This window comes from Arthrobacter sp. AL05 (assembly GCF_029960715.1).
Taxonomy (GTDB): Bacteria; Actinomycetota; Actinomycetes; order Actinomycetales; family Micrococcaceae; genus Arthrobacter.
Map to the genome: position 1 here is coordinate 355,187 of NZ_JASBRC010000002.1, position 22,725 is coordinate 377,911.

At 66.9% G+C, this 22,725-nt stretch carries 23 protein-coding genes; 17 read left to right on the forward strand and 6 right to left on the reverse strand.

All coding sequences use genetic code 11. The features are described 5' to 3' along the window. The first annotated feature begins 208 nt into the window (after positions 1–208). The 8 genes from QK287_RS03880 (at position 209) to QK287_RS03915 (ending at position 8,310) form a co-directional block, all read left to right on the forward strand. Positions 209–970, forward strand: coding sequence for a MarR family transcriptional regulator (locus QK287_RS03880; RefSeq protein WP_226774235.1), 762 nt, complete (start codon positions 209–211; stop codon positions 968–970). Then, positions 967–1,449 (forward strand): hypothetical protein, encoded by a 483-nt coding sequence (locus QK287_RS03885; RefSeq protein ID WP_226774234.1) that lies wholly within the window; start codon positions 967–969, stop codon positions 1,447–1,449. The genes QK287_RS03880 and QK287_RS03885 overlap by 4 nt, the downstream gene beginning before the upstream one ends. A 47-nt stretch (positions 1,450–1,496) precedes the next feature. Then, positions 1,497–1,790, forward strand: coding sequence for a YciI family protein (locus tag QK287_RS03890; RefSeq protein WP_226774233.1), 294 nt, complete (start codon positions 1,497–1,499; stop codon positions 1,788–1,790). A gap of 35 nt (positions 1,791–1,825) precedes the next feature. Beyond that, positions 1,826–2,992, forward strand: coding sequence for a flavodoxin-dependent (E)-4-hydroxy-3-methylbut-2-enyl-diphosphate synthase (gene ispG, locus QK287_RS03895; RefSeq protein ID WP_226774232.1), 1,167 nt, complete (start codon positions 1,826–1,828; stop codon positions 2,990–2,992). Beyond that, positions 2,955–3,842, forward strand: a complete 888-nt coding sequence (locus tag QK287_RS03900; RefSeq protein ID WP_282359423.1) for a GNAT family N-acetyltransferase — start codon at positions 2,955–2,957, stop codon at positions 3,840–3,842. Before ispG ends, QK287_RS03900 begins: the two co-directional genes overlap by 38 nt. 342 nt (positions 3,843–4,184) lie before the next feature. Beyond that, complete coding sequence (locus tag QK287_RS03905) at positions 4,185–5,996, forward strand: proline--tRNA ligase (protein ID WP_282359343.1); 1,812 nt, start codon at positions 4,185–4,187, stop codon at positions 5,994–5,996. Between the two features lie 18 nt (positions 5,997–6,014). Beyond that, positions 6,015–6,809, forward strand: a complete 795-nt coding sequence (locus QK287_RS03910; RefSeq protein WP_226774230.1) for a TSUP family transporter — start codon at positions 6,015–6,017, stop codon at positions 6,807–6,809. A gap of 79 nt (positions 6,810–6,888) precedes the next feature. Beyond that, on the forward strand, positions 6,889–8,310 hold the full coding sequence (locus tag QK287_RS03915; RefSeq protein WP_226774229.1) for a pyridoxal-dependent decarboxylase: 1,422 nt from the start codon (positions 6,889–6,891) through the stop codon (positions 8,308–8,310). On the opposite strand, the gene QK287_RS03920 is transcribed toward QK287_RS03915, so the two are convergent. The 3 genes from QK287_RS03920 to QK287_RS03930 all read right to left on the reverse strand — a co-directional run bounded on the left by QK287_RS03920 (position 8,307) and on the right by QK287_RS03930 (position 11,325). Beyond that, positions 8,307–9,371, reverse strand: a complete 1,065-nt coding sequence (locus tag QK287_RS03920) for an aminoglycoside phosphotransferase family protein (RefSeq protein WP_282359346.1) — start codon at positions 9,369–9,371, stop codon at positions 8,307–8,309. The two genes, QK287_RS03915 and QK287_RS03920, sit on opposite strands and share 4 nt — an antisense overlap. Before the next feature lie 22 nt (positions 9,372–9,393). Further along, positions 9,394–10,125 carry a VIT family protein gene (locus QK287_RS03925; RefSeq protein ID WP_226774227.1) on the reverse strand — a complete coding sequence of 244 codons (732 nt, stop codon included), beginning with the start codon at positions 10,123–10,125 and terminating at the stop codon, positions 9,394–9,396. A gap of 78 nt (positions 10,126–10,203) precedes the next feature. Further along, positions 10,204–11,325 (reverse strand): DUF4439 domain-containing protein, encoded by a 1,122-nt coding sequence (locus tag QK287_RS03930; RefSeq protein WP_282359348.1) that lies wholly within the window; start codon positions 11,323–11,325, stop codon positions 10,204–10,206. A gap of 97 nt (positions 11,326–11,422) precedes the next feature. On the opposite strand from QK287_RS03930, the gene rimP reads away from it, so the two are divergent. From rimP to trxA, 6 genes are all read left to right on the forward strand, one after another. Then, positions 11,423–12,040, forward strand: a complete 618-nt coding sequence (rimP, locus tag QK287_RS03935; RefSeq protein WP_226774225.1) for a ribosome maturation factor RimP — start codon at positions 11,423–11,425, stop codon at positions 12,038–12,040. Further along, complete coding sequence (nusA, locus tag QK287_RS03940; RefSeq protein ID WP_226774224.1) at positions 12,040–13,020, forward strand: transcription termination factor NusA; 981 nt, start codon at positions 12,040–12,042, stop codon at positions 13,018–13,020. Before rimP ends, nusA begins: the two co-directional genes overlap by 1 nt. A gap of 267 nt (positions 13,021–13,287) precedes the next feature. Then, the gene (locus tag QK287_RS03945) at positions 13,288–13,620 is read left to right on the forward strand and encodes a YlxR family protein (protein ID WP_283479999.1); all 333 of its coding nucleotides are present in this window, start codon (positions 13,288–13,290) and stop codon (positions 13,618–13,620) included. A 152-nt stretch (positions 13,621–13,772) separates the two neighbouring features. Next, positions 13,773–16,688: a translation initiation factor IF-2 gene (gene infB, locus QK287_RS03950; RefSeq protein ID WP_282359354.1), complete on the forward strand. Its 2,916-nt coding sequence runs from the start codon at positions 13,773–13,775 to the stop codon at positions 16,686–16,688. Positions 16,689–16,994: 306 nt separating this feature from the next. Continuing rightward, a complete protein-coding gene (gene rbfA / locus QK287_RS03955) occupies positions 16,995–17,504 on the forward strand; it encodes a 30S ribosome-binding factor RbfA (protein ID WP_226774221.1) in 510 nt (169 codons plus the stop codon). A 163-nt stretch (positions 17,505–17,667) separates the two neighbouring features. Continuing rightward, a complete protein-coding gene (gene trxA / locus QK287_RS03960) occupies positions 17,668–18,105 on the forward strand; it encodes a thioredoxin (protein ID WP_226774220.1) in 438 nt (145 codons plus the stop codon). Positions 18,106–18,188: 83 nt separating this feature from the next. Here trxA and QK287_RS03965 read toward each other — a convergent pair whose 3' ends face one another. Continuing rightward, positions 18,189–18,389, reverse strand: coding sequence for a hypothetical protein (locus tag QK287_RS03965; protein WP_226774219.1), 201 nt, complete (start codon positions 18,387–18,389; stop codon positions 18,189–18,191). Positions 18,390–18,533: 144 nt separating this feature from the next. Then, a complete protein-coding gene (locus QK287_RS03970) occupies positions 18,534–19,691 on the reverse strand; it encodes a pyridoxal phosphate-dependent aminotransferase (protein ID WP_226774218.1) in 1,158 nt (385 codons plus the stop codon). A 67-nt stretch (positions 19,692–19,758) separates the two neighbouring features. Here QK287_RS03970 and truB point away from each other — a divergent pair, with 67 nt between their 5' ends. From truB to QK287_RS03985, 3 genes are read left to right on the forward strand one after another with little or no spacing between them, the layout of a single operon-like run. Beyond that, a complete protein-coding gene (truB, locus tag QK287_RS03975; protein WP_226774217.1) occupies positions 19,759–20,736 on the forward strand; it encodes a tRNA pseudouridine(55) synthase TruB in 978 nt (325 codons plus the stop codon). After that, entirely contained in the window at positions 20,736–21,089 is a 354-nt protein-coding gene (locus QK287_RS03980) for a hypothetical protein (RefSeq protein ID WP_226774216.1), read from the forward strand. Before truB ends, QK287_RS03980 begins: the two co-directional genes overlap by 1 nt. Before the next feature lie 46 nt (positions 21,090–21,135). Next, the gene (locus tag QK287_RS03985) at positions 21,136–21,585 is read left to right on the forward strand and encodes a hypothetical protein (RefSeq protein ID WP_226774277.1); all 450 of its coding nucleotides are present in this window, start codon (positions 21,136–21,138) and stop codon (positions 21,583–21,585) included. On the opposite strand, the gene QK287_RS03990 is transcribed toward QK287_RS03985, so the two are convergent. Further along, on the reverse strand, positions 21,582–22,166 hold the full coding sequence (locus tag QK287_RS03990) for an NUDIX domain-containing protein (RefSeq protein WP_226774215.1): 585 nt from the start codon (positions 22,164–22,166) through the stop codon (positions 21,582–21,584). The two genes, QK287_RS03985 and QK287_RS03990, sit on opposite strands and share 4 nt — an antisense overlap. Between the last annotated feature and the right edge of the window lie 559 nt (positions 22,167–22,725).

Genomic DNA, 22,725 nt, shown 5'->3' on the forward strand with positions numbered 1-22,725 from the left:
ATCCAAGGTAGCTGCCAAAGACCGCCCAGGCGCCGAGCAGGAGCGGACCCACCTACAGCCGGGCTGTCTGCTCGCGGGACTCGGGGAGCGTGGCTCAGGCAGGCTAACCGGATGACGCTGTTTTTTCTTTATCAGCTCATTTCGGCTTATTTTTGGTAATCAGTTGAAATTGATTGATTCTAGAACATCACCCCTTTAGGGTAGGGCCATGTACGTAATGACAATCGACCAGCGCGGAAGCACTGCCGACGTCGACCGTGTCCCGGCCCTGCTGGCGGAACTGGCCGGGCTCTCCACGGCCGGACACTTCGAGCGTTCCGTGGGCGACGAAGTCCAGGGGGTCCTGGAGCGGCCGGGCGAAGTAGTGGAGATCGCACTGCACGCCCTGCGCAGCGGCCGCTGGTACGTGGGAATCGGGGTGGGGGCGGTGGATCTGCCGCTGCCGGCAAGCCCGCGGGAAGGTTCCGGTCCGGCGTTCGTAGCGGCTCGGGTGGCCGTGGAGAAGGCCAAATCCGGTTCCGCCCATGTGCCCCTCGCCGTCGCCTCGGGAGGATTGCGCCGGGGCGAGGCAGCACCCTCGCCGGCGGGATCCGCCGGCGCCAGTTCCTGCGCCAACGCCGAGGCGGTGCTGCGCCTGATCGGGCGGCTGGTCCAGGACCGGACGGCGGCACAATGGAAAGTCGTGGATGTGCTGCGCACCGTGCAGGACGGCCATGCGGGAACGCATGGAACGCAAAAGATCGCTGCCCGGCAACTGGGAATCACCGAGCAATCGGTCAGCCGTGCGCTGCTGCGCTCCGGCTGGCAGGAAGAATGGGCGGCGAGGCCCGCGGCCGAAATGCTGCTGGCCTTCGCGCAAGGAGTGATCGCAGGCACCAACGAGGCCACCATGGAGTCCACTACCGGCGCCAGCGAGCCGGTCCGTGCCGCGGCTTACCGGACCGCCGACCGTTTGGAAGGAGACCGGTGAACGCCCTCTGGATCACCCTCGCGCTGCTCATCGCAGGGTTCGCCGGCTGGCCCGTCACGGCGTTGGTCTTCCGGCTCGCCCGGACCATCGATGACCGGCAGGAAACAGGCGGCGGAGCGGGCGATCCGGCGAACGACCCCGCCGCGGACGTCACCGTTGCACCCTCAGTCCCGCTCGTACCAACAGCACCCGCCGGCATCGCGGCACCCGCCGGCACCGCAGCCGCCCCGGTGAGCAGCGTACGGATCCTGCGCGGTGGTGCGATCATCGGAGTGCTGGAACGCCTGGCGGTCTGCCTTGCAATCCTCGCCGGTGAGCCGGTCGCCATCGCGTACGTGGTAGCGATCAAGGGCCTGGGCCGCTTTGCCGAGCTCAAGGAGACACCGGTTGCTGCCGAGCGGTTTATCATCGGCACCCTGACGTCCCTGCTCTGGGCGGCCGGTGTGGCGGCCCTGGCCAAGGTTCTCCTCCTCGGTTAACGCTGTCCCGGATCGGTACCTGGCCGGCGGGGCGATAGTCTATCCGTATGACTGTTTTTGCTGTTGAGTACGTATACGACGCCGAATCCACCGAAGTCCGTGACGCTACCCGCCCGGCACACCGGGACTGGACCGCCGGGCTGGCCCAGGAAGGGACCCTGCTCGCCAGCGGCCCCTACGGTGACGGCGCCGGAGCCTTGCTGATCTTAAAGGCCGCCGACGAGCATGCGCTCAACGAGATCCTCAGGCAGGATCCCTTCGCCGCAGCCGGGGCCATCTCCGGCACCCGCACCACGGCCTGGGCGCCCGTCTCCGGACTCCTGGCCGCCCACGCCGCCTAGCCCCCGCCAGACCTACTTCGATACAAGGAGTCCATGTGACCTCGGTCAGCTTGGGAATGCCGTCAGCACCGCCCCCCGTCCTTGCGCCGCGGCGCAAGACCCGCCAGATCAAGGTGGGTTCGGTCGGCGTCGGCTCCGATTCGCCCATCAGCGTGCAGTCTATGACCACAACGCCCACCACGGACATCAACGCCACACTGCAGCAGATCGCCGAGCTCACGGCCTCCGGCTGTGACATTGTGCGCGTCGCCTGCCCGTCCGCGGACGACGCTGCGGCCCTGCCGATCATCGCCAGGAAGTCCCAGATCCCCGTAATCGCGGACATCCACTTCCAGCCGAAGTACGTTTTTGCCGCGATCGAGGCGGGGTGTGCGGCGGTGCGGGTGAACCCCGGGAACATCCGCAAGTTCGATGACCAGGTCAAGGAGATCGCCCGGGCCGCCAAGGACCACGGCACCTCGATCCGGATCGGCATCAACGCCGGATCGCTGGAGCCCGGAATCCTGAAGAAGTACGGCAAGGCCACCCCGGAAGCCCTCGTGGAATCCGCCGTCTGGGAGGCCTCGCTGTTCGAGGAGCACGGCTTCAACGACTTCAAAATCTCGGTCAAGCACAATGACCCGGTGATTATGGTCGCCGCCTACGAGATGCTCGCCGAACAGGGCGACTGGCCGCTGCACCTCGGCGTTACCGAGGCCGGCCCCGCATTCCAGGGCACCATCAAATCTGCCACGGCCTTTGGAGCCCTCCTCTCCCGTGGCATCGGTGACACCATCCGGGTCTCCCTTTCGGCCCCTCCGGTGGAGGAAATCAAGGTGGGCAACCAGATTCTGCAGTCGCTCAACCTGCGTCCGCGCAAGCTCGAGATCGTCTCCTGCCCTTCCTGTGGCCGCGCCCAGGTGGACGTGTACACGCTGGCTGAGCAGGTCACGGCAGGACTGGAGGGGATGGAAATTCCGCTGCGCGTGGCCGTTATGGGCTGCGTGGTCAACGGCCCCGGTGAAGCCCGCGAAGCGGACCTTGGGGTAGCATCCGGCAACGGCAAGGGCCAGATTTTCGTGCGCGGAGAGGTTATCAAGACTGTCCCGGAGGACCAGATCGTTGAGACACTGATCGAGGAAGCCATGCGCATCGCCGAAGAGATGGGGGAGGCCGATGGCGAAGATGCTGTCAAGGGTAGCCCCGTGGTTAGCGTCTCGTAAGGACGGCGCCGCGGCCGGCGTCACGGTCCGGAGCCTGGGGGGTTCGGATACTTCCCAGCTCCTGGCCCTGGCCCGGCAGGACGTCGTCGCCAACGTTTTTATCCTCTCGCACCTGGCAACCGCCGGTTCGGCTGCTCCCACCACGGGAGGCGCCAGCATCTTTGGCGTGTTCGACGGCGGCACCCTGCTCGGAGCCTGTTGGGCCGGGGCCAACCTGGTGCCGGTGCAGCTGGACCCCGATTTTGCGGGCGCGGTGGCAGCCGCCGCCCACAGCTCGGGGCGCCGGTACGCCTCGATTTTCGGTCCTGCCGACACGGTGCTTGCCCTGTACGCCGGGCTGGAAGTCTTCGGCCAGACGGCCCACGAGATCCGCGCGAACCAGCCGCTGATGACAATTGCCGGCCCGCCCGCCGTGACCCCGAACCCGCAGCTTGGTTTTAGCCAGCTCGCCGACTTCGACCGGATCCTGCCCGCCTGCGCGGCCATGTTCGAGGAGGAAGTGGGCTATTCACCCTATCTCGGCGGCCGCGAGTATTACGGCCGGAGGGTCAAGGGCCTGATCCGTGAGGGTCATTCCATGGTTCACCTGAACCAGGCGCGCGAGGTGGTTTTTAAAGCCGAGCTCGGCGCGGTCACTTCGGAGGTGACGCAGGTCCAGGGAGTCTGGATGAACCCGGAGTTTCGCGGCCAGCGCCTCAGCGCAGGCTACATGGCGGCAGCTGTGGTGCTGGCCCAGTCCCTTGCCCCGGTGACCAGCCTTTACGTCAACAACTTCAACACCCGGGCCCGCGCCAGCTACGAGAGGGTGGGCTTCCGGCAGGCAGGCACGTTCGCCACAGTGCTTTTCTGAGTGCGGGCTCTTGTTTTTGTGCCCCGGGTCACATATCTTCGGACTACCGTGCCGCATCGGCACGCGTTTCCGCGGGTGCAAGTGCCGGGATGCAGATGCCCAGAGGGCAACACCGGGAACCCGCAGCCGAAGGTTTGGCGGAATCGGGGGTCCGCAGGGCCACGCCATGACAGGATGACCAGCCGGAAACGGCCAGGGGCTTCCGTCAGTTATGGCGTGGCTCTCCTGCATCCGGGCTGACGGTAGATTAGTACGTAGACTCTTGTGCCGGCTGTGCCGGTACTGCTGATTCACAGCATTGCTGCTTTGCCCTGCACCTTCCCAGAAACGGATAGATACCTCGTGGTCCTTCGACTCTCCAAGCTGTTCCTGCGCACCCTGCGTGAAGATCCCGCCGATGCCGAAGTGGCCAGCCACCGGCTCCTGGTCCGCGCCGGGTACATCCGCCGGGCCGCCCCGGGCATCTACACCTGGCTTCCGCTGGGGTTGAGCGTACTGCGCAAGGTGGAGGCCGTCATCCGCGAGGAAATGTCCGCGATCGGCGCTCAGGAAGTGCACTTCCCGGCACTGCTGCCCAAGGAACCCTACGAAGTGACCAACCGCTGGACCGAGTACGGCGAGGGGATCTTCCGGCTCCAGGACCGCAAGGGTAACGACTACCTGCTGGCGCCCACACACGAGGAAATGTTCACCCTGCTGGTCAAGGACCTGTACTCCTCGTACAAGGACCTTCCGCTGAGCATCTACCAGATCCAGAACAAGTACCGCGATGAGGCGCGGCCCCGGGCCGGCCTGCTGCGCGGCCGCGAGTTCATCATGAAGGACTCCTACTCCTTCGACGTTGACGACGCCGGCCTGGACGCCAGCTACGCCGCACACCGCAGCGCGTACCTGAAGATCTTCGAGCGCCTCGGCCTCGAAGTGGTCCCGGTCGCAGCCACGGCGGGGGCCATGGGCGGGTCCAAGAGCGAGGAATTCCTGCACCCCACGGAGATCGGCGAGGACACCTTCGTCCGTTCCGCCGGCGGCTACGCGGCCAACGTCGAGGCCGTCACCACAGTCGTCCCGCCGGATATCGACTTCAGCAACGCCCCCGCCGCGCAGGTGCGGGACACTCCGGGCACCCCCACCATTGATACGCTCGTCGACGCCGCGAACACCCTGGTGCCCCGCGCTCCGGCCGACGGCGGCGCCTGGACCGCAGCTGACACGCTGAAGAATGTTGTCCTTGCCGTCACCCTGCCGACCGGCGAACGCCAAATCGTAGTGATCGGCGTGCCGGGCGACCGCGGAGTCGACCTCAAGCGGGTGGAAGCGAACATCGGTTCCTTCCTGCCCATCGGCGGCGAAATCATGCTTGAGGCCGCCAACGAAGAGGACCTCCAGAAGCAACCCCTTATCGTCAAGGGCTACATTGGCCCGGGCTTGACCCTTGATGCGGCCCTGCTGGGCGCCGAGGGCTCCGCCAAGCTGCTCTACCTCGTGGATCCCCGGATTGTGCGCGGCTCCGCCTGGGTTACCGGCGCCAACCAGGCTGGCAAGCACGTCTTTGGGCTGGTAGCAGGCCGCGACTTCGGCTGGGACGGCGTCATCGAATGCACCGAGGTACGGGCCGGCGATGAGGCCCCCGATGGCTCCGGACCGCTGGAAACCGCCCGGGGCATTGAAATGGGCCACATCTTCCAGCTCGGGCGCAAGTACGCCGAAGCGCTCGAACTGAAAGTCCTTGACCAGAACGGCAAGCAGGTGGTTGTTACGATGGGTTCGTATGGCGTCGGCGTCACCCGCGCCGTCGCGGCGCTGGCCGAATCCAACCACGACGACAAGGGCCTGATCTGGCCGCGCGCCGTCGCACCGGCAGATGTCCACGTGGTGGCCGTTGGCCGCGGCGAGGAGATCTTCGCGGCCGCGGAGAAGCTGGCCCTTGAGCTGGAAGCCGCGGGCCTCGAGGTGATTTACGATGACCGCCCCAAGGTGTCCCCGGGTGTGAAGTTCGGCGACGCCGAGCTCGTCGGTGTGCCGACAATCCTCGCCGTGGGGCGTGGACTGGTGGACGGAGTCGTCGAGATCAAGGACCGCCGCAGCGGCCATGCCGAAAACGTCCCCGTTGCGAAGGCAGTCGACTATTGTGTCGACGCCGTCCGTAACAGCTAACGCGCGGCAGCGGCAGGCGTGGTGTCCGGGCTTGAATCGGTAGAGCTCAGCACGCTGATCCTGATTGTGGTCGCCGGCTTCGGCGCGGGCTGGGTCGATGCCGTGGTCGGCGGCGGGGGATTGATCCAGCTGCCGGCCATGCTGCTGGTCCCGGGCATCAGTCCGGTGCAGGCCCTGGCGACAAACAAGATGGGGTCGATTTTCGGCACCGGCACCAGTGCCGTCACGTATTACCGCCGGGTCCGGCCGGATCTTCGCACCGCCGTGCCGATGGCGGTGATCGCGATGGCCGGCAGCTTCGGCGGGGCGGTGCTCGCCGCGAACCTCCCTGCGAGCGTCTTCAAACCCATCATCGTGGCCGCGCTTGTCGCCGTCGCACTTTTTACTGCGCTGCGGCCCAACGTCGGGGAACTGACCCAGCTGCGGCACAGCGGTCACCGGCACTATGTGCTGGCGTGCCTGATCGGCGGTGTGATCGGCTTCTACGACGGCCTGATCGGGCCCGGCACCGGCTCGTTCCTGATCATCGCGCTTGTTTCGGCGATGGGGTACGCCTTCCTCGAAGCAAGTGCCAAGGCCAAAATCGTGAACATGGCCACCAACGCCGGCGCCCTGCTGTTTTTTGTCCCGCACGGGGCGGTGCTCTGGGGACTCGGACTGGTCCTGGGCCTGGCGAACATGGCCGGCGGCTACCTCGGAGCCCGGACGGCCGTTAAACAGGGGAGCAAATTCATCCGCATCGTGTTCCTGGCGGTCGTCGGAGCGCTCATCATTAAGCTCGGAACGGACATCTGGCAGGACAGCGTCAGGTAGCCTGCGCGTCCGCCCCAAGCGTCGCCCCAAGCCTCGCCGGGGACTCCCGCTGGCGTGCCCGCCGGCGTAGCATGCAGCTATGTCAGCACCTGAAGAACGCTACAGCGGTGCCCTCGAAGCTGCGGCCCGGCACACCCGCCAATGGCTGCAAAGCCAGGACACCCGGCATGTTGGCCCGCGGATGACCGCGGCGGACCTGGCCGCAGATTTCGGCGGCCCGCTGCCGCTGAGGGGAACCCCGGCGGTGGAGGTAATCGACTACCTGGCAGCCAAAGCCGAACCCGGGCTGATGGCGATGCCGTCCGGACGCTTCTTCGGCTGGGTCATCGGCGGCACCTTGCCGGCCGCACTCGCCGCGGATTGGCTGGTCAGTGCGTGGGACCAAAACGCCGGGCTGCGCTTAGCCACTCCAGCGACGGCGGCCATCGAGGAAGCCGCCGGCAAATGGCTGCTCGAATTGCTGGACCTTCCCGGCGAGTCCGACGTCGGCTTTGCCACCGGCGCCACGATGGCGAACTTCACCGGCCTGGCAGCGGCCCGGTGGCGCCTGCTGGCGGACGCCGGCTGGGACCTCGACGTCGACGGGCTCTCCGGCGCCCCCCGGATACAGTGCTTCGTGGGCCAGGAACGGCACGACACCATCGACCTGGGCCTCCGGTATCTCGGGCTGGGCAGGCCCACTGCCATACCTGCGGACCGGCAGGGCCGCATTGACCCGGCCGAACTGGACCGCGCGCTGGACCGCGCCAGCGACGCTGCCTCCGGGTCAGCCCGCGCCCCGCTGCTGGTCTGCCTGCAGGCGGGAAACCTGCACTCCGGCGCCTTTGATCCTTTTGCGGAGGCAATCGCGGTGGCAAAAGCGCACGGCGCCTGGGTCCATGTGGACGGGGCCTTCGGACTCTGGGCCGCCGCGGTGCCGGAACTGTCCGCCCTGACCGCCGGACTGCGGGGTGCCGATTCCTGGGGCACCGATGCGCACAAGACCCTCAACGTGCCCTACGACTGCGGGATAGCCGTGGTCCGGGATGCGCAGGCGCTTCGCTCGGCCATGGGCGTGCACACCAGCTACCTGATGCAGGACGCCGACGGCGCGGCCGACCCCTTCGAAACGGTCCCGGAGCTGTCCCGCCGGGCCCGCGGGGTGCCGGTCTGGGCGGCGCTGAAGTCGCTCGGGCGGGACGGCGTCGCCGGCCAGGTCCGGGGGCTGGTGCTGCACGCCAAGGAATTGGCGGAGCGGCTCGCCGCGCTCGACGGGATCGAAGTGCTCAACGACGTCAACTACACCCAGGTCTCGCTGGCCTTCGGCGACGACGCCACTACCCGCGCGGTGACCGCCAGGATCATCGCCGACGGCCGGGTCTGGATGTCCGGTTCGCGCTGGCGCGACCGCGACATCCTGCGCATCTCCGTCAGCAACTGGAGCACGGACGACGCCGACGTGGCAGTCGCCGTCGACGTCGTCAGGGACGCCCTGGCCGAGGTCCGCGGGCCGAACCGCTAGCTGCCTGCTTCGCCCGGCGCCGGCAGGTCGTGTGCCGCGGGGAGCTCCGGCAGCGGCTTGCCGGCCAGGGTGCTGGCCACCCAGAGCGAACGTGCGAGGTCCCCTTTGTGGCGGCGTTTGGAGGCGTAACAGAGGGCGTTGTCAACCTCGCGGGCCACGCTCCATTGCCGGGCGACGTCGGCGTCGAGGTCGGCGGCAAGGCTGAGGTCCCGGCACCGCTGCCGCAGGCCCTCTTCCGGATGCGCCCGCGGCAACTCACGGATCCGGTTCCACAGCAGGGGTGCCACCGCGAATTCCGCCTCGCCGAGCATGGGCTGGGGATCGATTGCGGCCCAGCTGCGGGCCTCCTCCTGGCCGGCTTCCCCGGCGGCTTCCCCGTGTGGCCGGGCCAGGACGTTGAGGTAGTGCAGATCGGTGTGGACCAGCACATCCCGCCCCGCGCGGCGGCCGACGGCCCCGCGGGTCTGGCAAACCTCCAGCGCCGCTTCCAGCAGCCAGCGCGGGAACGGCCGGCCCAGCCGTTCCCAGTTCTGCGGCAGCTCGTCACTCCACTGTTCGGCCCGTGCTGCCACATGGCTGAACTCCCGCCATTGCGGCCCGACGCCGGGCACCAGGCTCAGCCGGCGAACCAGGGCACCCCACACCGGGACCGCCACGTCCATGGGCTGGTCCTGGAGGGACCGGACGGCGTCCAGGCGCTCCAGCAGCAGCGCCCCCGCACCGGCATCATTGGCCAGCAGCCGGACCGCACCCTCGCCCTTCCAGAGGGCGAGGGCATGCGGTTCCGCCAGCGCATCCTCATGCGGAAAAGCGATCTTCAGGACGGCAGCTTCCCCGGCGCCGGCCCGTCCGGTGCCGGCTTCAGCGCGCACCGGGACCACAATGGCGCCGTGGCCGTTCCAGGGCAGGGCGCCGGGAGCAAGGTCAAGTTCGAGCTGCCACCGGCCCAGGCATTCCCTGATCAGCCGGGGGAGCGAGGCCAGCCAGTCGCGGCCGCCGGCGCTTCCGCCGTAGCGGCGGCTGAGGTCGGTCGGAATCGGGACGTCTGCAGGCTGGCTCATCGGTCCAGCGTAGTGGCGGGTATCAGGCGGTGATGCCGCTGGCGCCGAGCCAGCTGCCGATCAGGAAGGTCGCGATGAGGGCCGCCGCACCGCCGATCACCACACGGAAGGCCGCCTTCGACTTCGAACCGCCGCCGATCCAGGCGCCGATGGCTCCGGTCAAGGCCAGCGCCACCAACACTGCCACGAAGGTCAGCGGGACCCGGATGTTCTCCGGCGGCAGCAGGATGGCGAGCATGGGCAGGATCGCACCGATCAGGAAGGCAGCTGCGGAGGCGAAGGCAGCGTGCCACGGGCTGACAATGTCGGTCTCGTCGATGTGGAGTTCAGCAGACAGGTGCGCGCCAAGCGCGTCGTGCGCTGTGAGTTCCTTGGCCACAGTGCGGGCGGTGTCGGCGCTGAGGCCCTTGCCCTGATAGATGGCGGCGAGTTCCTCGAGCTCCTCTTCGGGCTGTTCGGCCAGCTCGCGGCGTTCCTTTTCGATCAGCGCCTGCTGGCTGTCCTTCTGGCTGCTCACGGAGACGTATTCGCCAAGCGCCATGGAGATGGCGCCACCGACGACGCCGGCGGCACCGGCGACGAGGATGGGACCGGAGTCCGTGGTGACGCCGGCGACGCCGACCACAATCGCAGCGACGGAGACGATACCGTCGTTGGCGCCCAGCACACCGGCGCGAAGCCAGTTCAGGCGGTGCGCGATGTCGCTGTGGTGGGGCTCGTTCTTGTGCTGGGTGGGGGCCGCTTGACTGTCCATGCCTACAGCAAAGCACCGGCGCCACCGAACCACCAGTATTACAAGCCTAAGTAAGCCGCCGCTTCCCCGCCGCGCCGGCTAGGGCGCGGGGGCCAGAGCGGGAGCCGGCAGCTCGGGGAACGCGTCCTGATCTGCGGTGAGGCCGGGAAGAGCTCCGGCGTCGGTTCCCCAGCGGGCGGCGCTGCGAGCGGCGCCGACCAGGCCGGCCACCGCCCATTGGCGTGTCTGCCCCTCGCTCAAAGCCACCAGGTCGCCGTACACCGCAAGCGCCGATGCCTCCAGCGCGCCGAGCCCGGCGGCGGGTGCGGCCAGGAACGCAGGTGCGCTTGTGTAGCCGGCTTCCCGCGCTGGAACGGCAACGCAGTGCATCCGGCTCAGCGCCTCCGCGCCGGCGGCGAGGGTCTCGTGCCGGGCGAGCTGCGCTGAGGCCGGGCCGGCTGCTGAACCCCCGAGCCGGGTGAGGGCCACCTGATAGCCGTATACGGTTTCCCGTTCGCTCGCCACCGCTGCTGCCAGCGCCGCCGGCAAGGTTGCGGCGGGAGTGCCTGCCGAAGGCCCAGCAGCGGACGACGGCGATGCCGGAACGCCCTGGCACGCGCCGGAGAGCTGCGGTGCTGCGGGGTCGGCGACCGCAGGGGCGGGCGCCCCGGCGGCCGCTGCAAGGGAGGAAGCCTGAAGCAGCTGGGCGGTCCCGACGGCGGCAAGCAGCCGGGCCATTCCGCCGTCGGCCACGTTGGCGTCGGCGAGCCGTTGCGAGGCACTGGCGACCAGCGCGGCGGCTAATTCTGCGGCCGACGCGGGCAGCGGAACAGCAGGAGGTGCTTCGGTGGGGGTAGCCGATTGGGCTGCAGTGCCCGCCGGGGGAGCGGTGTCGGCACCCTCCGCCCCGGGCAGCAGGAGGGCCCGGGACTGGCTTGTCAGCAAACTCACAGTCCGCGCCACAGCCGGTTGGGGGGCGCCCGCGGCTGCCCGCTCCAGTGCTGCTCCGGCGGTGCGCAGTCTCAGCGTTTCGGCCAGCGCAGCGGACCGCGCTTGTTCGGAAAACGGCGGTTCTGCGGGGTCCATGGGGTGTGCGGGGCGCCAGGCCAGCCCCAGGCTGGCGACCACGAGGGCGAGGCAGGCGAGAAGTGCGACGCGCGGAACGAGCCCCCGCCACCGCTTTTGCCTGCTGTCCTCTTTCACAACAGACCATTTTGTCATGGTTGGCATGCCGGCCGGGACCTGAAGTGCACCACGGTGCCCGGAAAATCGCTAGGCTAGTACACACAACATCATCTAGCGGGAGGCGGCCGGCATCATGACAAATGCAGAAGCCACGACTTCGACAGACCGGACCGGAACGGGTAAGGCTGACGCCGCACCCGCTCACAACTTCGAGGCCGAGCGGCTGCATGCCCTCCTGGAGCCCGAAGTCCTGGCGAACCGGCTGTACCTGGAGGACGTCTCGATTCACGTCGCCGGCGCCAACCGGGTGGTCCACGTGGTGGTGGACCTGCCACAGGACGAGACCGGCGGCGTCGGCCTGGACGTCATCGCCGAGATTTCCAAGTCCCTCTCCGACATCCTGGACAACGATCCCAGCACCGACGCACGCCCGTACGAGCTTGAGGTCTCCTCGCCCGGCGTCGGACGCCCCCTGACCGAAGAGCGGCACTGGCACCGGGCCCGCGGCCGGATGGTCAAGGTTAATGTCCTGCAGGGTGAGAACGTCACAGGCCGGGTCCGGTCAGTCGATGACGCAGGCGTCACGCTGGTCCCGGAGATCACGGTCAAAAAAGGGATGAAGCCCAAGCAGGGCGAGCCCATGAAACTTCCTTTCGACAGGATCCGCAGTGGAAAAGTCGAGATAGAGTTCAGCCACCTCGAAGAGGCCGGTCTGGAGAACGCACACAATGGACCTTCCGAGGAGGCCTAATGGATATTGACATGAGCGCACTGAGACTCCTGGAGCGTGAGCGTGAAATCCCGCTGGATCTCCTGATTCCGACAATCGAGCAGGCCCTGCTGGTGGCATACCACAAAACAGCGGGTGCCTTTGAGACGGCGCGCGCCGAGCTGGACCGCAAAAGCGGACACGTGACCATCTGGGCCACCGAGATTGACGACGACGGCGCGCCGATCGGTGAATTCGAGGACACCCCGGCGGGCTTTGGCCGCATTGCCGCCAGTACCGCACGACAAATCATCCTGCAGCGCCTGCGCGACGCCGAAGACGACAACGTGCTGGGCCAGTTCAAGGGCCGCGAGGGCGAGCTGGTTGCCGGCACCATCCAGCAGGGCAACAACCCGCACATGATCCAGGTCAACCTGGGCACTGTGGAGGCACTCCTGCCGCCGCCGGAGCAGGTGCCGGGGGAGAAATACACCCACGGCAACCGGCTCCGCGCGTTCGTGATCGACGTGCACCGCGGTACCAAGGGCCCGTCGATCACGCTGTCCCGCTCGCACCCGGGCCTCGTTCGGAAGCTCTTCGAAATGGAAGTTCCGGAAATCGCGGACCACTCGGTGGAAATCGTCGCCTTGGCCCGCGAAGCCGGGCACCGGACCAAAATGGCCGTCAAAGCCAACATGCCCGGGATCAATGCCAAGGGTGCCTGCATCGGTGAAATGGGTTCGCGCGTTCGTGCGGTCATGAACGAACTCAACGACGAAAAGATCGACATTGTTGACTACAGTGACGACCCGGCCACGTTCATTGCCAGCGCACTGTCCCCGTCCCGGGTGAATTCCGTCACGATCACTGACGAGGCAACCCGCTCGGCGCGCGTAGTGGTGCCGGACTACCAGCTCTCCCTCGCCATCGGCAAGGAGGGCCAGAATGCCCGCCTCGCCGCCAAGCTCACCGGCTGGCGGATCGACATCGTCTCCGATGCTGCGGTCAACCGCGACAAATAGGGCTGACCCCGCGGTCACCGTCCGCCGGCGCTGGAAGTTCGGCCCGGATCGGGCCCACCCGCCGGCGTTCGTGGCCCCTTCAGTTCGGGGCCCGGGCGCTGGAGGGGCTAGAATAGACATGACCGCGCCTTACGGCCGGTATCCGCGTGTCCTTGACGCGTCCGGGCTTGGTTCCGGCGAAGGTGTCCTTACGGGCCCTTGGCCATGCTGGCCCGGTCCCTGGACGGCAGATATGTACTGGCAGGAAGATTCTCGTAAGTGGCACAAGTGCAACACCTCGAGCATCAGCCGCAGCGTACCTGCATCGGATGCCGGAAGACGGGCGCCCGGTCAGAGCTTCTCCGGCTCGTCATCGATGGCAGCGGTTCATCCGCCGTCCTAGTCGATGAACGCCGCCGGATGGCTGGCCGGGGTGCATGGCTGCACCCCAGCGAAAAGTGCCTGGCACTGGCGGTCAAACGTCGAGCGTTCGGACGCGCCCTCAACGGTGCTGCCGGAACAGCCGACGTTGAACGCCGGATCATGGCAGGCACGCAAGCCGTGGACACCCCGGTGGCCGCAGCAACAACCGTCCAACCTGAAAGCGGGTCAGAAAACTGATGGAAACCCGATGAGTTCCCAGCGATGAGTGCGCAACGATGACATCTTTGTTGCGCTCTGGAATGGACCTTTCAGCTGCACTCGCGGCGGAGGTCCGCAGTAAGAAGTAGACGGTTCGTGCCTGGCTCGGTGCGGACCGAGACAGGAGAAATGTGGCCAAGGTCCGCGTACATGAGCTTGCTAAAGAGCTCGGTATTACTTCCAAAGATGCAGTAACCAAACTGCAGGAACTGGGCGAATTCGTTCGCTCGGCCTCTTCCACCATTGAGGCCCCCGTTGTGAGGAAACTCCGCAACGCGTTCCCCGACGCAGCATCGGCAGCCAAGTCCGAAGCACCCGCGTCCACACCCAAGGCGCCCGCCAGCCCCGCCGCAACCGTTCCGGCGCCTGCGCCGGGCCCGGCTGCCCCGAAGGCTGCGGACACCACAAAGACTGAAGCTCCGGCTCCGGCCGCAGCTGCTCCGGCACCCAGTGCCCCCCAGGCGGCTCCGGCCGCTGCACCGGCGGCTCCAGCGGCACCGGCTGCTCAGGCTCCGAGTGCGCCGGCTGCGCCCAGCACGGGCGCCAAGCCCGGCGCGCGTCCGGCACCCAAGGCTGAAACCCCGGCAGCTCCGGCACGCCAGGGCGGCTCGGCACCTCGCCCGGGCGGCCCCCGTCCCGGCAACAACCCCTTTGCTACCTCCCAGGGCATGCCCCGGGGCCGCGGCGGAGACAACGAACGTCCCTCGCGTCCGGGTAACAACCCGTTCGCTCCTTCCCAGGGCATGCCGCGTCCGGGCGGGAACCGCACCGAGGGCGAGCGCCCCGGCGGCCCCCGTCCCGCAGCAGGCGCTGGTGGTCCCCGTCCGGGTGCTCCCCGCACCGGCGGCGCCCCGGGTGCACGCCCGGGCGCTCCTCGTCCGGCCGGCGCAGCAGGCGCCGGACGTCCGGGCGGGGCCGGCGGAAACCGACCCACTCCGGGCATGATGCCTAACCGCACCGAACGTCCCGCACCCGCTGGCGCAGGACGTCCTGGCGGCGGAGCCCGCGGCCCGGGCCGTCCGGGCGGGGCTCCCGGCACCGGTGCTCCCGGTGCCGGTGGCGGCGCTCCGGCCGGCGGTGGCTTCGGCAAGGGTGGCCGCGGTCGCGGCGGTACGCAGGGTGCTTTCGGTAAGGGCGGTGCAGGCCGTGGCAAGCAGCGCAAGTCGAAGCGTGCCAAGCGCCAGGAACTCGAGCAGATGAGTGCTCCGTCGCTGGGTGGCGTTAGTGTGCCCCGCGGCGACGGCAACACGGTAGTCCGGCTTCGCCGTGGCTCGTCCATCACGGACTTCGCCGACAAGATCGAGGCGAACCCCGCAGCGCTGGTGACCGTCCTCTTCCACCTCGGCGAAATGGCTACGGCCACGCAGTCGCTGGATGAAGAGACCTTCGCCCTGCTGGGCGAGGAGCTTGGCTACAAGCTCCAGGTTGTGTCCCCGGAGGACGAGGAGCGCGACCTGCTCTCCGGCTTCGACATCGACTTCGATGCCGAGCTGGAAGCCGAAGGCGACGAGGAACTCGAGGCACGTCCTCCGGTTGTCACCGTCATGGGTCACGTTGACCACGGTAAGACCCGCCTGCTCGATGCCATCCGCAAGTCCGACGTTATGGCGGGCGAGCACGGCGGTATCACGCAGCACATCGGTGCCTACCAGGTCACCCACGAGCATGAGGGTACCGATCGCAAGATCACCTTCATCGATACTCCGGGCCACGAGGCGTTCACCGCCATGCGTGCCCGTGGTGCGAAGGTGACCGACATCGCGATCCTGGTTGTAGCAGCGGACGACGGCGTGATGCCGCAGACCGTTGAGGCCCTCAACCACGCCCAGGCGGCCAACGTGCCGATCGTTGTGGCCGTGAACAAGATCGACAAGGAAGGCGCCAACCCGGAAAAGGTCCGCGGCCAGCTGACCGAGTACGGGCTGGTTCCGGAAGAGTACGGTGGCGACACCATGTTCGTGGAGGTCTCTGCGCGTCAGAACCTGAATATCGACGAACTGCTCGAGGCTGTCCTGCTGACCGCAGACGCAGCCTTGGACATGCGCGCCAACCCGAACAAGGACGCCCGCGGTATTGCGATTGAAGCCAACCTGGACAAGGGCCGCGGCGCGGTTGCTACCGTCCTGGTTCAGTCCGGTACCCTGCACATCGGCGACACCATCGTGGCAGGCACGGCCCACGGCCGCGTCCGTGCGATGTTCGACGATGATGGCAGTGCACTGACCGAGGCCGGCCCGTCCCGCCCCGTGCAGGTGCTGGGTCTGTCCAACGTCCCGCGCGCCGGTGACACCTTCTTTGTGACCGCTGACGAGCGCACCGCCCGCCAGATCGCCGAGAAGCGTGAAGCTGCGGACCGCAACGCGGCCCTGGCCAAGCGCCGCAAGCGCATCAGCCTGGAAGACTTCGACCAGGCCGTCGCCGACGGCAAGATCGACACCCTCAACCTCATCCTCAAGGGTGATGTGTCAGGTGCCGTGGAAGCCCTCGAAGACGCGCTGCTCAAGATCGACGTCGGCGAGGGTGTCCAGCTGCGCGTTATCCACCGCGGTGTCGGTGCGATCACGCAGAACGACGTCAACCTGGCTACCGTCGACAGCGCCGTTATCATCGGCTTCAACGTCAAGCCCGCCGAGCGTGTTGCCGAACTGGCAGACCGCGAAGGCGTGGACATGCGCTTCTACTCCGTCATCTACGCAGCAATTGATGACATTGAGGCAGCCCTCAAGGGCATGCTCAAGCCGGAGTACGAAGAGGTCCAGCTTGGTACCGCCGAGGTCCGCGAAGTGTTCCGTTCCTCCAAGTTCGGCAACATTGCAGGCTCGATCGTTCGCTCGGGTGTTATCCGACGCAACGCCAAGGCCCGGGTCACGCGCGACGGAAAGATCATCGGCAACAACCTTGCCGTTGAGACGCTCAAGCGCTTCAAGGACGACGCCACCGAGGTCCGCACGGACTTCGAGTGTGGTATCGGTCTTGGCTCGTTCAACGACATCACCGAAGGTGACATCATCGAGACCTTCGAGATGCGCGAAAAGCCGCGCGTCTAAGATGTCTTAGCGTTACAGGTGCAGTAAAGGTGCGGGGCCGTTGGATTCTTCCGGCGGCCCCGCCCCTGCGCTGGGCGGCCAACGTCTGACGACGTCGGCCGCCCAGCTCCGGCAGCGGCGTCAGCCTTCCCAATGCTCGCAAGTTCGCATCGGGTCCCCCGGCTGCCACCTTGGATGCCACCCAGGCCGCCGGAAGAATCCAACGGGAGTCCGTCGTAGACTCGCCTTAGGCGCGTGGCAACAAACCGAACCTGTGTACTTCAGCCGCTAACGCGCCGTCGTACATCCAAATTTTTAGGAGTGGAAATGGCTGATCCCGCACGGGCTGCCAAGTTGGCGCAGCGGATTAAGGTTGTTGTTGCCGAGGCACTGGGCCGGAGGGTGAAGGATCCCAGGCTGGAAGGCGTCACTGTCACCGATGCGCGGGTGACCAACGATCTTCAGCATGCAACGATCTACTACACCGTATTCGGCGACGAGCTGGTCCAGGCCGAGGCTGCCAAGGGCCTTGAGAAGGCCAAGGGCGTGCTGCGGCAGGAAGTCGGCCGGAACGTCACTGTCCGGTTGACCCCGACGCTCGAATTCGTGGCGGACCAGATTCCGGTCAATGCTTCCAACCTGGAGGAACTGCTGCGGGCGGCAAAAAAGCGTGATGCCGAGGTGGCGGCTCTCGCCGCCAGCGCGAAGCACGCCGGCGACGCCGACCCGTACAAGAGTGATACTCCGCAGGATATCGAGCTCGACGAGGACGACTTCGACGAAGAGGAACTTGACCTCATCGCCGAAGGCGACGTCGACGAGGACAGCGGTAAGTAGTTCAGCAACAATGCAGCGCTGCAGAAGAATGGCCGGCCCCGGTTGGGGCCGGCCATCCTTTTGAGCTTTTGCCATGGCCGGGAGGACTTTGGACTCTAGGCCCGCTGCCGGCGGTGGCGTCCGATGGAACCATGACTGCGGGGACTGAAGAAAGAGGTGGGCCGTGGGTTCCAGCCTGATCCCGTGTCCCCACTGCGGGAAGACCAACAGGATTCCGGCATCGGCCGCCGGGCACCCGCGCTGCGGAAATTGCCGCAAGGACCTGCCCTGGATTGTCGCCGCAGGGGACGCGGACTTCGCGCTCATCGCCGAGCAGTCCTCGACGCCGGCCCTCATCGACTTCTGGGCAGCATGGTGCGGACCGTGCCGTATGGTCAGCCCCGTGCTGGACAAGCTGGCCCAGGAACGGGCCGGCGGGGTCAAACTCGTTAAGGTTGACGTCGACTCGGCGCCGGCACTCTCGCGGCGCTTCGAGATCCAGTCGATCCCCACCATGCTGCTGATCAGGGACGGGAAAGTAGTGGCCCGCCAGACCGGGGCGCCGCCCGCAGCAGCCCTGCGCCAATGGCTCGACAACGCGATGGCGGCGGGTCACCCCTAGCCGAAGGCGGTACCTGCCAGTGCCCGTTCAGTGATGTGCGTTCAGTGATGCCCGTTCGGTGGCGCCGGCTCGGTGGCGCCCCTTCAACGGCGCCGGCCGCGGGCTCCCAAGCCACCCAGGAGGGGCGAGCCCATGCCCAGGAGGAAGCCGACGTCGTACCAGTTACCGGCGCGAGCCGTGTTGTAGAAGGGGAATTCGCTCCACTGCCCAAAGACATGGACGATCAGCACTACCCATGCCGTGACCCCGTTCCAAATACCCCATAGCAGGTCCTGCCACCACATGTTTACTCCTTGACCGAACCGTCATCCGGGACCGCACGTCCCGGGACCGGCGCGAAATGCCCGCGTTGCGTTCAGGCTAGGCGCTGCGGCACAGCCGCGGTAGGGCACAGCGACCCTACAACCTACGGTGCCGGCAACCGAATGTCAGCTGGCCCGGGTCGGGAGCCGGTTGAGGCCTTCCACCAGCTCGGCCTGGCTGCTGCAAAGCGCAATCCGGATCCAACCCTCGCCGATCGAACCGAACGCGGTGCCGGGGGCGAAGGCCACACCGGAATCGGCCAGGAAGCTCCGGACCCAGCCCCGGACATCGCCACCACTGACATGGGACACATCGGCCCAAAGGTAGAACGCGCCTTGCGCCGTGAGGAACGGAATGCCCTTGGACTCCAACACCGTGCCGGCAGCATCCCGGTTGGCCCGGTAGTGCGCACGGGCGTGGCTTACGTACTCCTGCGGGCCGGTGAGCGCCGCCAGGGCGGCGTACTGCGAGGGAGCGGCCACGCAGGAAACAATCGCCTCCATCACGTTGTTCATTTTCTGTTCCAGGCCCGGCGGGCAGATCAACGCTCCTATCCGGAGCCCGGTCAGGCCATAGGTCTTGGAGAGCGTGAGCGAAGTGAACACGCGGGCTTGCCCGGGGACGTCGCTGTCGAACCGGGCCGGGCTTACATGCGGGACGTCATACGTGAAGGCTTCGTAGCATTCGTCGGAGATGATCCAGAGATCATGCCGGACGGCCAAGGCCACCAGGTCCCGGGTGAGTTCTTCGCCCAGGACGGCGCCCAGCGGGTTGGAGGGTGAATTGAGGATCAGCACCTTGGTCCGCGGTGTAATAAGCTCCTCGATGTCCGCGATCCGGGGCTGGAAGTCGTGGCCGGGATACAGCGGGTAATGCACCGGGACGGCGTGCAGCAGGCTGGCCGTCATCGCGAAGGTTGGGTAGCCGGGATTGGGGATCAGGATTTCATCGCCCGGCGAGAGCAGCAGGCTCATCGCGAAGTGCAGGCCTTGCTGGGCGCCGTCGACGACGTAAACGCGGTCCGGCCCGAGCGGTGTCGCGTTGTGCTCCCGGAACCGGGCAGCGAACGCCTCACGCAGGGCCGGGATGCCGGCGTTGGGCGTGTAGTTGGTTTCGTCGCGGTCCAGGCAGGCCATCCCGGCCTCAAGGATATGGCGGGGGACGGCAAAACCAGGTTCGCCGATGCTCAGCACAATGGCGCCGGGAGTCGCCCAGGCGGCTTCGGTGATTTCGCGGATCTGGTTAATGGGGACGTCGCGGACGTGGGCGGCTAGCTCGGGCATGTCTGCCATCCTAGCCGCCGCAGCTTCCTGCGCCGGTGGCAGCGCCAGCGCAGATATACTGGGAAGCGTGCTTTCTGGACTGGTAATAGTGGACAAACCGCAAGGCTGGACCAGCCACGATGTGGTTGGCCGGATGCGGCGGCTCGCCGGTACCCGAAAGGTGGGCCACGCCGGGACCCTGGATCCCATGGCCACGGGTGTCCTGGTGGTCGGCATCAACAAGGCGACCCGGCTGCTCACGTACATCGTGGGCACGTCGAAGACCTATACGGCGACCATCCGCCTCGGTGAATCCACCCTCACCGATGACGCCGAGGGCGAAGTGACGGCCACCCGCAGTGCCGCCGCGGTGACCGAGGAAGCAGTACGGGCCGGCATCGCCGCATTAACCGGTGAGATCAATCAGGTTCCCAGCAGCGTCAGCGCCATCAAAGTCAACGGCGAGCGTGCGTATGCACGGGTCCGCTCCGGCGAAGAGGTCAACCTGGCCGCCCGGCCGGTCACCATCCACCGCTTCGAGGTCCACGGGATCCGTCGGGTTCGCACGGGGGAGTCAGCGGTGGAGTCAGACGGCGAGGCGCTGGACGTTGACGTGACTGTGGAATGCTCATCAGGCACTTATATCCGGGCGCTGGCCCGTGACCTTGGGGAGGCTCTTAAGGTCGGCGGGCACCTGACGGCGCTGCGCCGGACCCAGGTGGGCCCCTACACGCTGGACCAGGCACGCACCCTCGAACAGCTTGCCGAGCAGTTGGACGTGCTCGAAATGTCCCAGGCCGCGCGGGCCCTGATGCCCAACCGAGAGCTCAGCGACGAGGAAACCACCGAGCTATCCTTCGGTCGCCGCATCGCCTCAGGTGTGAAGGCCGGCACGTCCGAGGCGGCCACACCGGAGAACCCTGCCGCGGCGTTCGGCCCGGACGGCACTCTCGTGGCCCTGCTGGCGGACAAGGGAAGCTACGCCAAGCCGGTGCTGGTCTTTGCACCGGACAATGAAAAGCATCCGCCGAAGCAGCCTTCGCCGGTCCAGCAGGACGGGCAATAGTGGACGCGTTTTTCTACATCATTTTGGTGGTTGGGCTGGTCTCCAGCGTCATCTGCCTGATCGCCGGCATCCTCAAAAAGGCGCCGAACGATACGACGATCCTCTCGGTGGCCGCCGTCGAACTGTCCTTGGTGGTCTATCTGGTCGGGTCGATAATCCGGGTCGCGGGCGGGGAACAGATCGCGGGGGAGCCCTGGGAATTTTGGGGCTATTTGTTGACAGCGCTCTTGCTGCCGGTCGGCGCCGTCTACTGGGCCATCCTGGAACGGACCCGCTGGAGCAACTTTGTGCTGGCCGCCGTCGGAGTCACGGCCCTGGTGATGGCGGCCCGTATGAATCAGATTTGGTACTGACGTGGAAGAGGCAAATAACGTGACGGCGAAACGATCGCAGCAGGACATCGGAACGACGCCGGACCCCTCGGCGTCCGGCAGCGCACGGGATACCCGCAATACCGGGCCCGGCCGGCTGCTGATCGCTGTCTACGCGGTGTTTGCCATTTCGGCGACGGCCCGGGCGGGATACCAGATCCTCACCAAGTTTTCCGAAGCTCCGCTGGCCTACCTGCTGTCCGCATTCGCCGCAGTCGTTTATCTCGTAGCAACCGTGTCACTCGCAAAAGCCGGCCGCACCTGGTTCAAGGTTTCCGTGGCGGCGGTGCTCGTGGAACTGTTGGGTGTGATTGTGGTCGGGGCCCTCAGCGTGTTCGACTCGGTCAATTTCCCGCATGAGACCGTCTGGTCGCTGTTTGGCCGCGGCTATGCGTTTATCCCGTTGTTGTTGCCGATCCTTGGCCTGATCTGGCTGTACCGCCGCCGTCCGGCGCCGAAGCCGGCCCGAGCGTCCTAGCTGGGCATTCCGGGGCCGGGGTCCTGGCCCACCAGCCGGCTGCACAGGGCCGGCCACGCGGCGCCGAAGCCAGGATGCAATTCCTTCTCGCCGACGCGCTCGAGCGGCACCCACTGCAGCTCCAGGCTTTCGGGATCACTAATCACCGGTTCGAACGCTTCCACAACTTCGACGGCGACTGTCGTGTAGCTCCAATAGCCGACGTCGAACACCGAAGTGAACAGCACCCGCACGTTTTGCGGCGGAACGGCGGCTTCCTCTTGGGCCTCCCGCAGTGCGCCTTGGACTGCTTCTTCGCCCTGGTGCAAGGCCCCGCCGGGGAGGCCCCAGGTGCCGCCCTTGTCGCTCCACAAAGCGCGGTGCTGGAGCAGGACGCCCTTGCCGGGGTCGTGGACCAGCAGCCCGGCCGAGCCAAATAGCCCCCAGAACCGTCCGCTGTCGCCTTCAACCCACGCGTCACCCGGATCGCGGGGCCCGAGGGGCCGACGCAGGTCGAAGGGGAGCTCAGTGGAGTGTGCTTCGCCGGGCCGCCCGGTTTGGGGGCTGGCCGGGCTCGATGTCGAGGCGACAGGGCTGTCCATGCCCTCAGTTTCCCACGGACCGTGCCCGTACCCGCCGAAGTGTGACCCCGCGGGAAGACAGATCAGGCAGGCTGCACGCCGGGGGGCACGGCGGGATGACAGATCAGACGGGCTGCACGCCGGGGCACGGCGGGAAGACAGATCAGACGGGCTGCACGCCGGGGTACGGCGGGATCCATCGGTCAGCAGCGGTCGGTTTCCAATCTTCGTCGCGACAGCTTGCCGTTGACGGCCAAACGGCACCAGTGAACGGGCCGCCCAACCCTCTGAAGCAACCAGACGCCGGGCCTGTTGCCTCCCACGAGGGTTCGCCGACGGAAACTCCGGGGCCCAACACTTCAGTTATCCACATAGGGGGAACAACGAGCGCCACCAGAGCTGGAATCGGGAATCATTGGAGGTAGGCCCCCGGGCGGCCGGAGCAGCGGATCGCTCACTGGGACCTGGTGACTACAGCTTCTCCACACTCGAATTTTCTTTAGGAGATCCAAAAAAGTCGCGGCCCAGAATGTCACAGCATCGAGGAAGAATTTGGCTATGAAAGCCAGTGAAGATTTCA

What these genes read in the sequence shown, in the direction of transcription:
- QK287_RS03880 (WP_226774235.1), top strand. Translation starts at nt 209, where the DNA reads ATGTACGTAATGACAATCGACCAGCGCGGAAGCACTGCCGACGTCGAC.
- QK287_RS03890 (WP_226774233.1), top strand. Translation starts at nt 1,497, where the DNA reads ATGACTGTTTTTGCTGTTGAGTACGTATACGACGCCGAATCCACCGAA.
- QK287_RS03900 (WP_282359423.1), top strand. Translation starts at nt 2,955, where the DNA reads ATGCTGTCAAGGGTAGCCCCGTGGTTAGCGTCTCGTAAGGACGGCGCC.
- QK287_RS03915 (WP_226774229.1), top strand. Translation starts at nt 6,889, where the DNA reads ATGTCAGCACCTGAAGAACGCTACAGCGGTGCCCTCGAAGCTGCGGCC.
- QK287_RS03920 (WP_282359346.1), bottom strand. Translation starts at nt 9,371, where the DNA reads ATGAGCCAGCCTGCAGACGTCCCGATTCCGACCGACCTCAGCCGCCGC.
- QK287_RS03925 (WP_226774227.1), bottom strand. Translation starts at nt 10,125, where the DNA reads ATGGACAGTCAAGCGGCCCCCACCCAGCACAAGAACGAGCCCCACCAC.
- QK287_RS03930 (WP_282359348.1), bottom strand. Translation starts at nt 11,325, where the DNA reads ATGACAAAATGGTCTGTTGTGAAAGAGGACAGCAGGCAAAAGCGGTGG.
- rimP (WP_226774225.1), top strand. Translation starts at nt 11,423, where the DNA reads ATGACAAATGCAGAAGCCACGACTTCGACAGACCGGACCGGAACGGGT.
- nusA (WP_226774224.1), top strand. Translation starts at nt 12,040, where the DNA reads ATGGATATTGACATGAGCGCACTGAGACTCCTGGAGCGTGAGCGTGAA.
- rbfA (WP_226774221.1), top strand. Translation starts at nt 16,995, where the DNA reads ATGGCTGATCCCGCACGGGCTGCCAAGTTGGCGCAGCGGATTAAGGTT.
- QK287_RS03965 (WP_226774219.1), bottom strand. Translation starts at nt 18,389, where the DNA reads ATGTGGTGGCAGGACCTGCTATGGGGTATTTGGAACGGGGTCACGGCA.
- QK287_RS03970 (WP_226774218.1), bottom strand. Translation starts at nt 19,691, where the DNA reads ATGCCCGAGCTAGCCGCCCACGTCCGCGACGTCCCCATTAACCAGATC.
- QK287_RS03990 (WP_226774215.1), bottom strand. Translation starts at nt 22,166, where the DNA reads ATGGACAGCCCTGTCGCCTCGACATCGAGCCCGGCCAGCCCCCAAACC.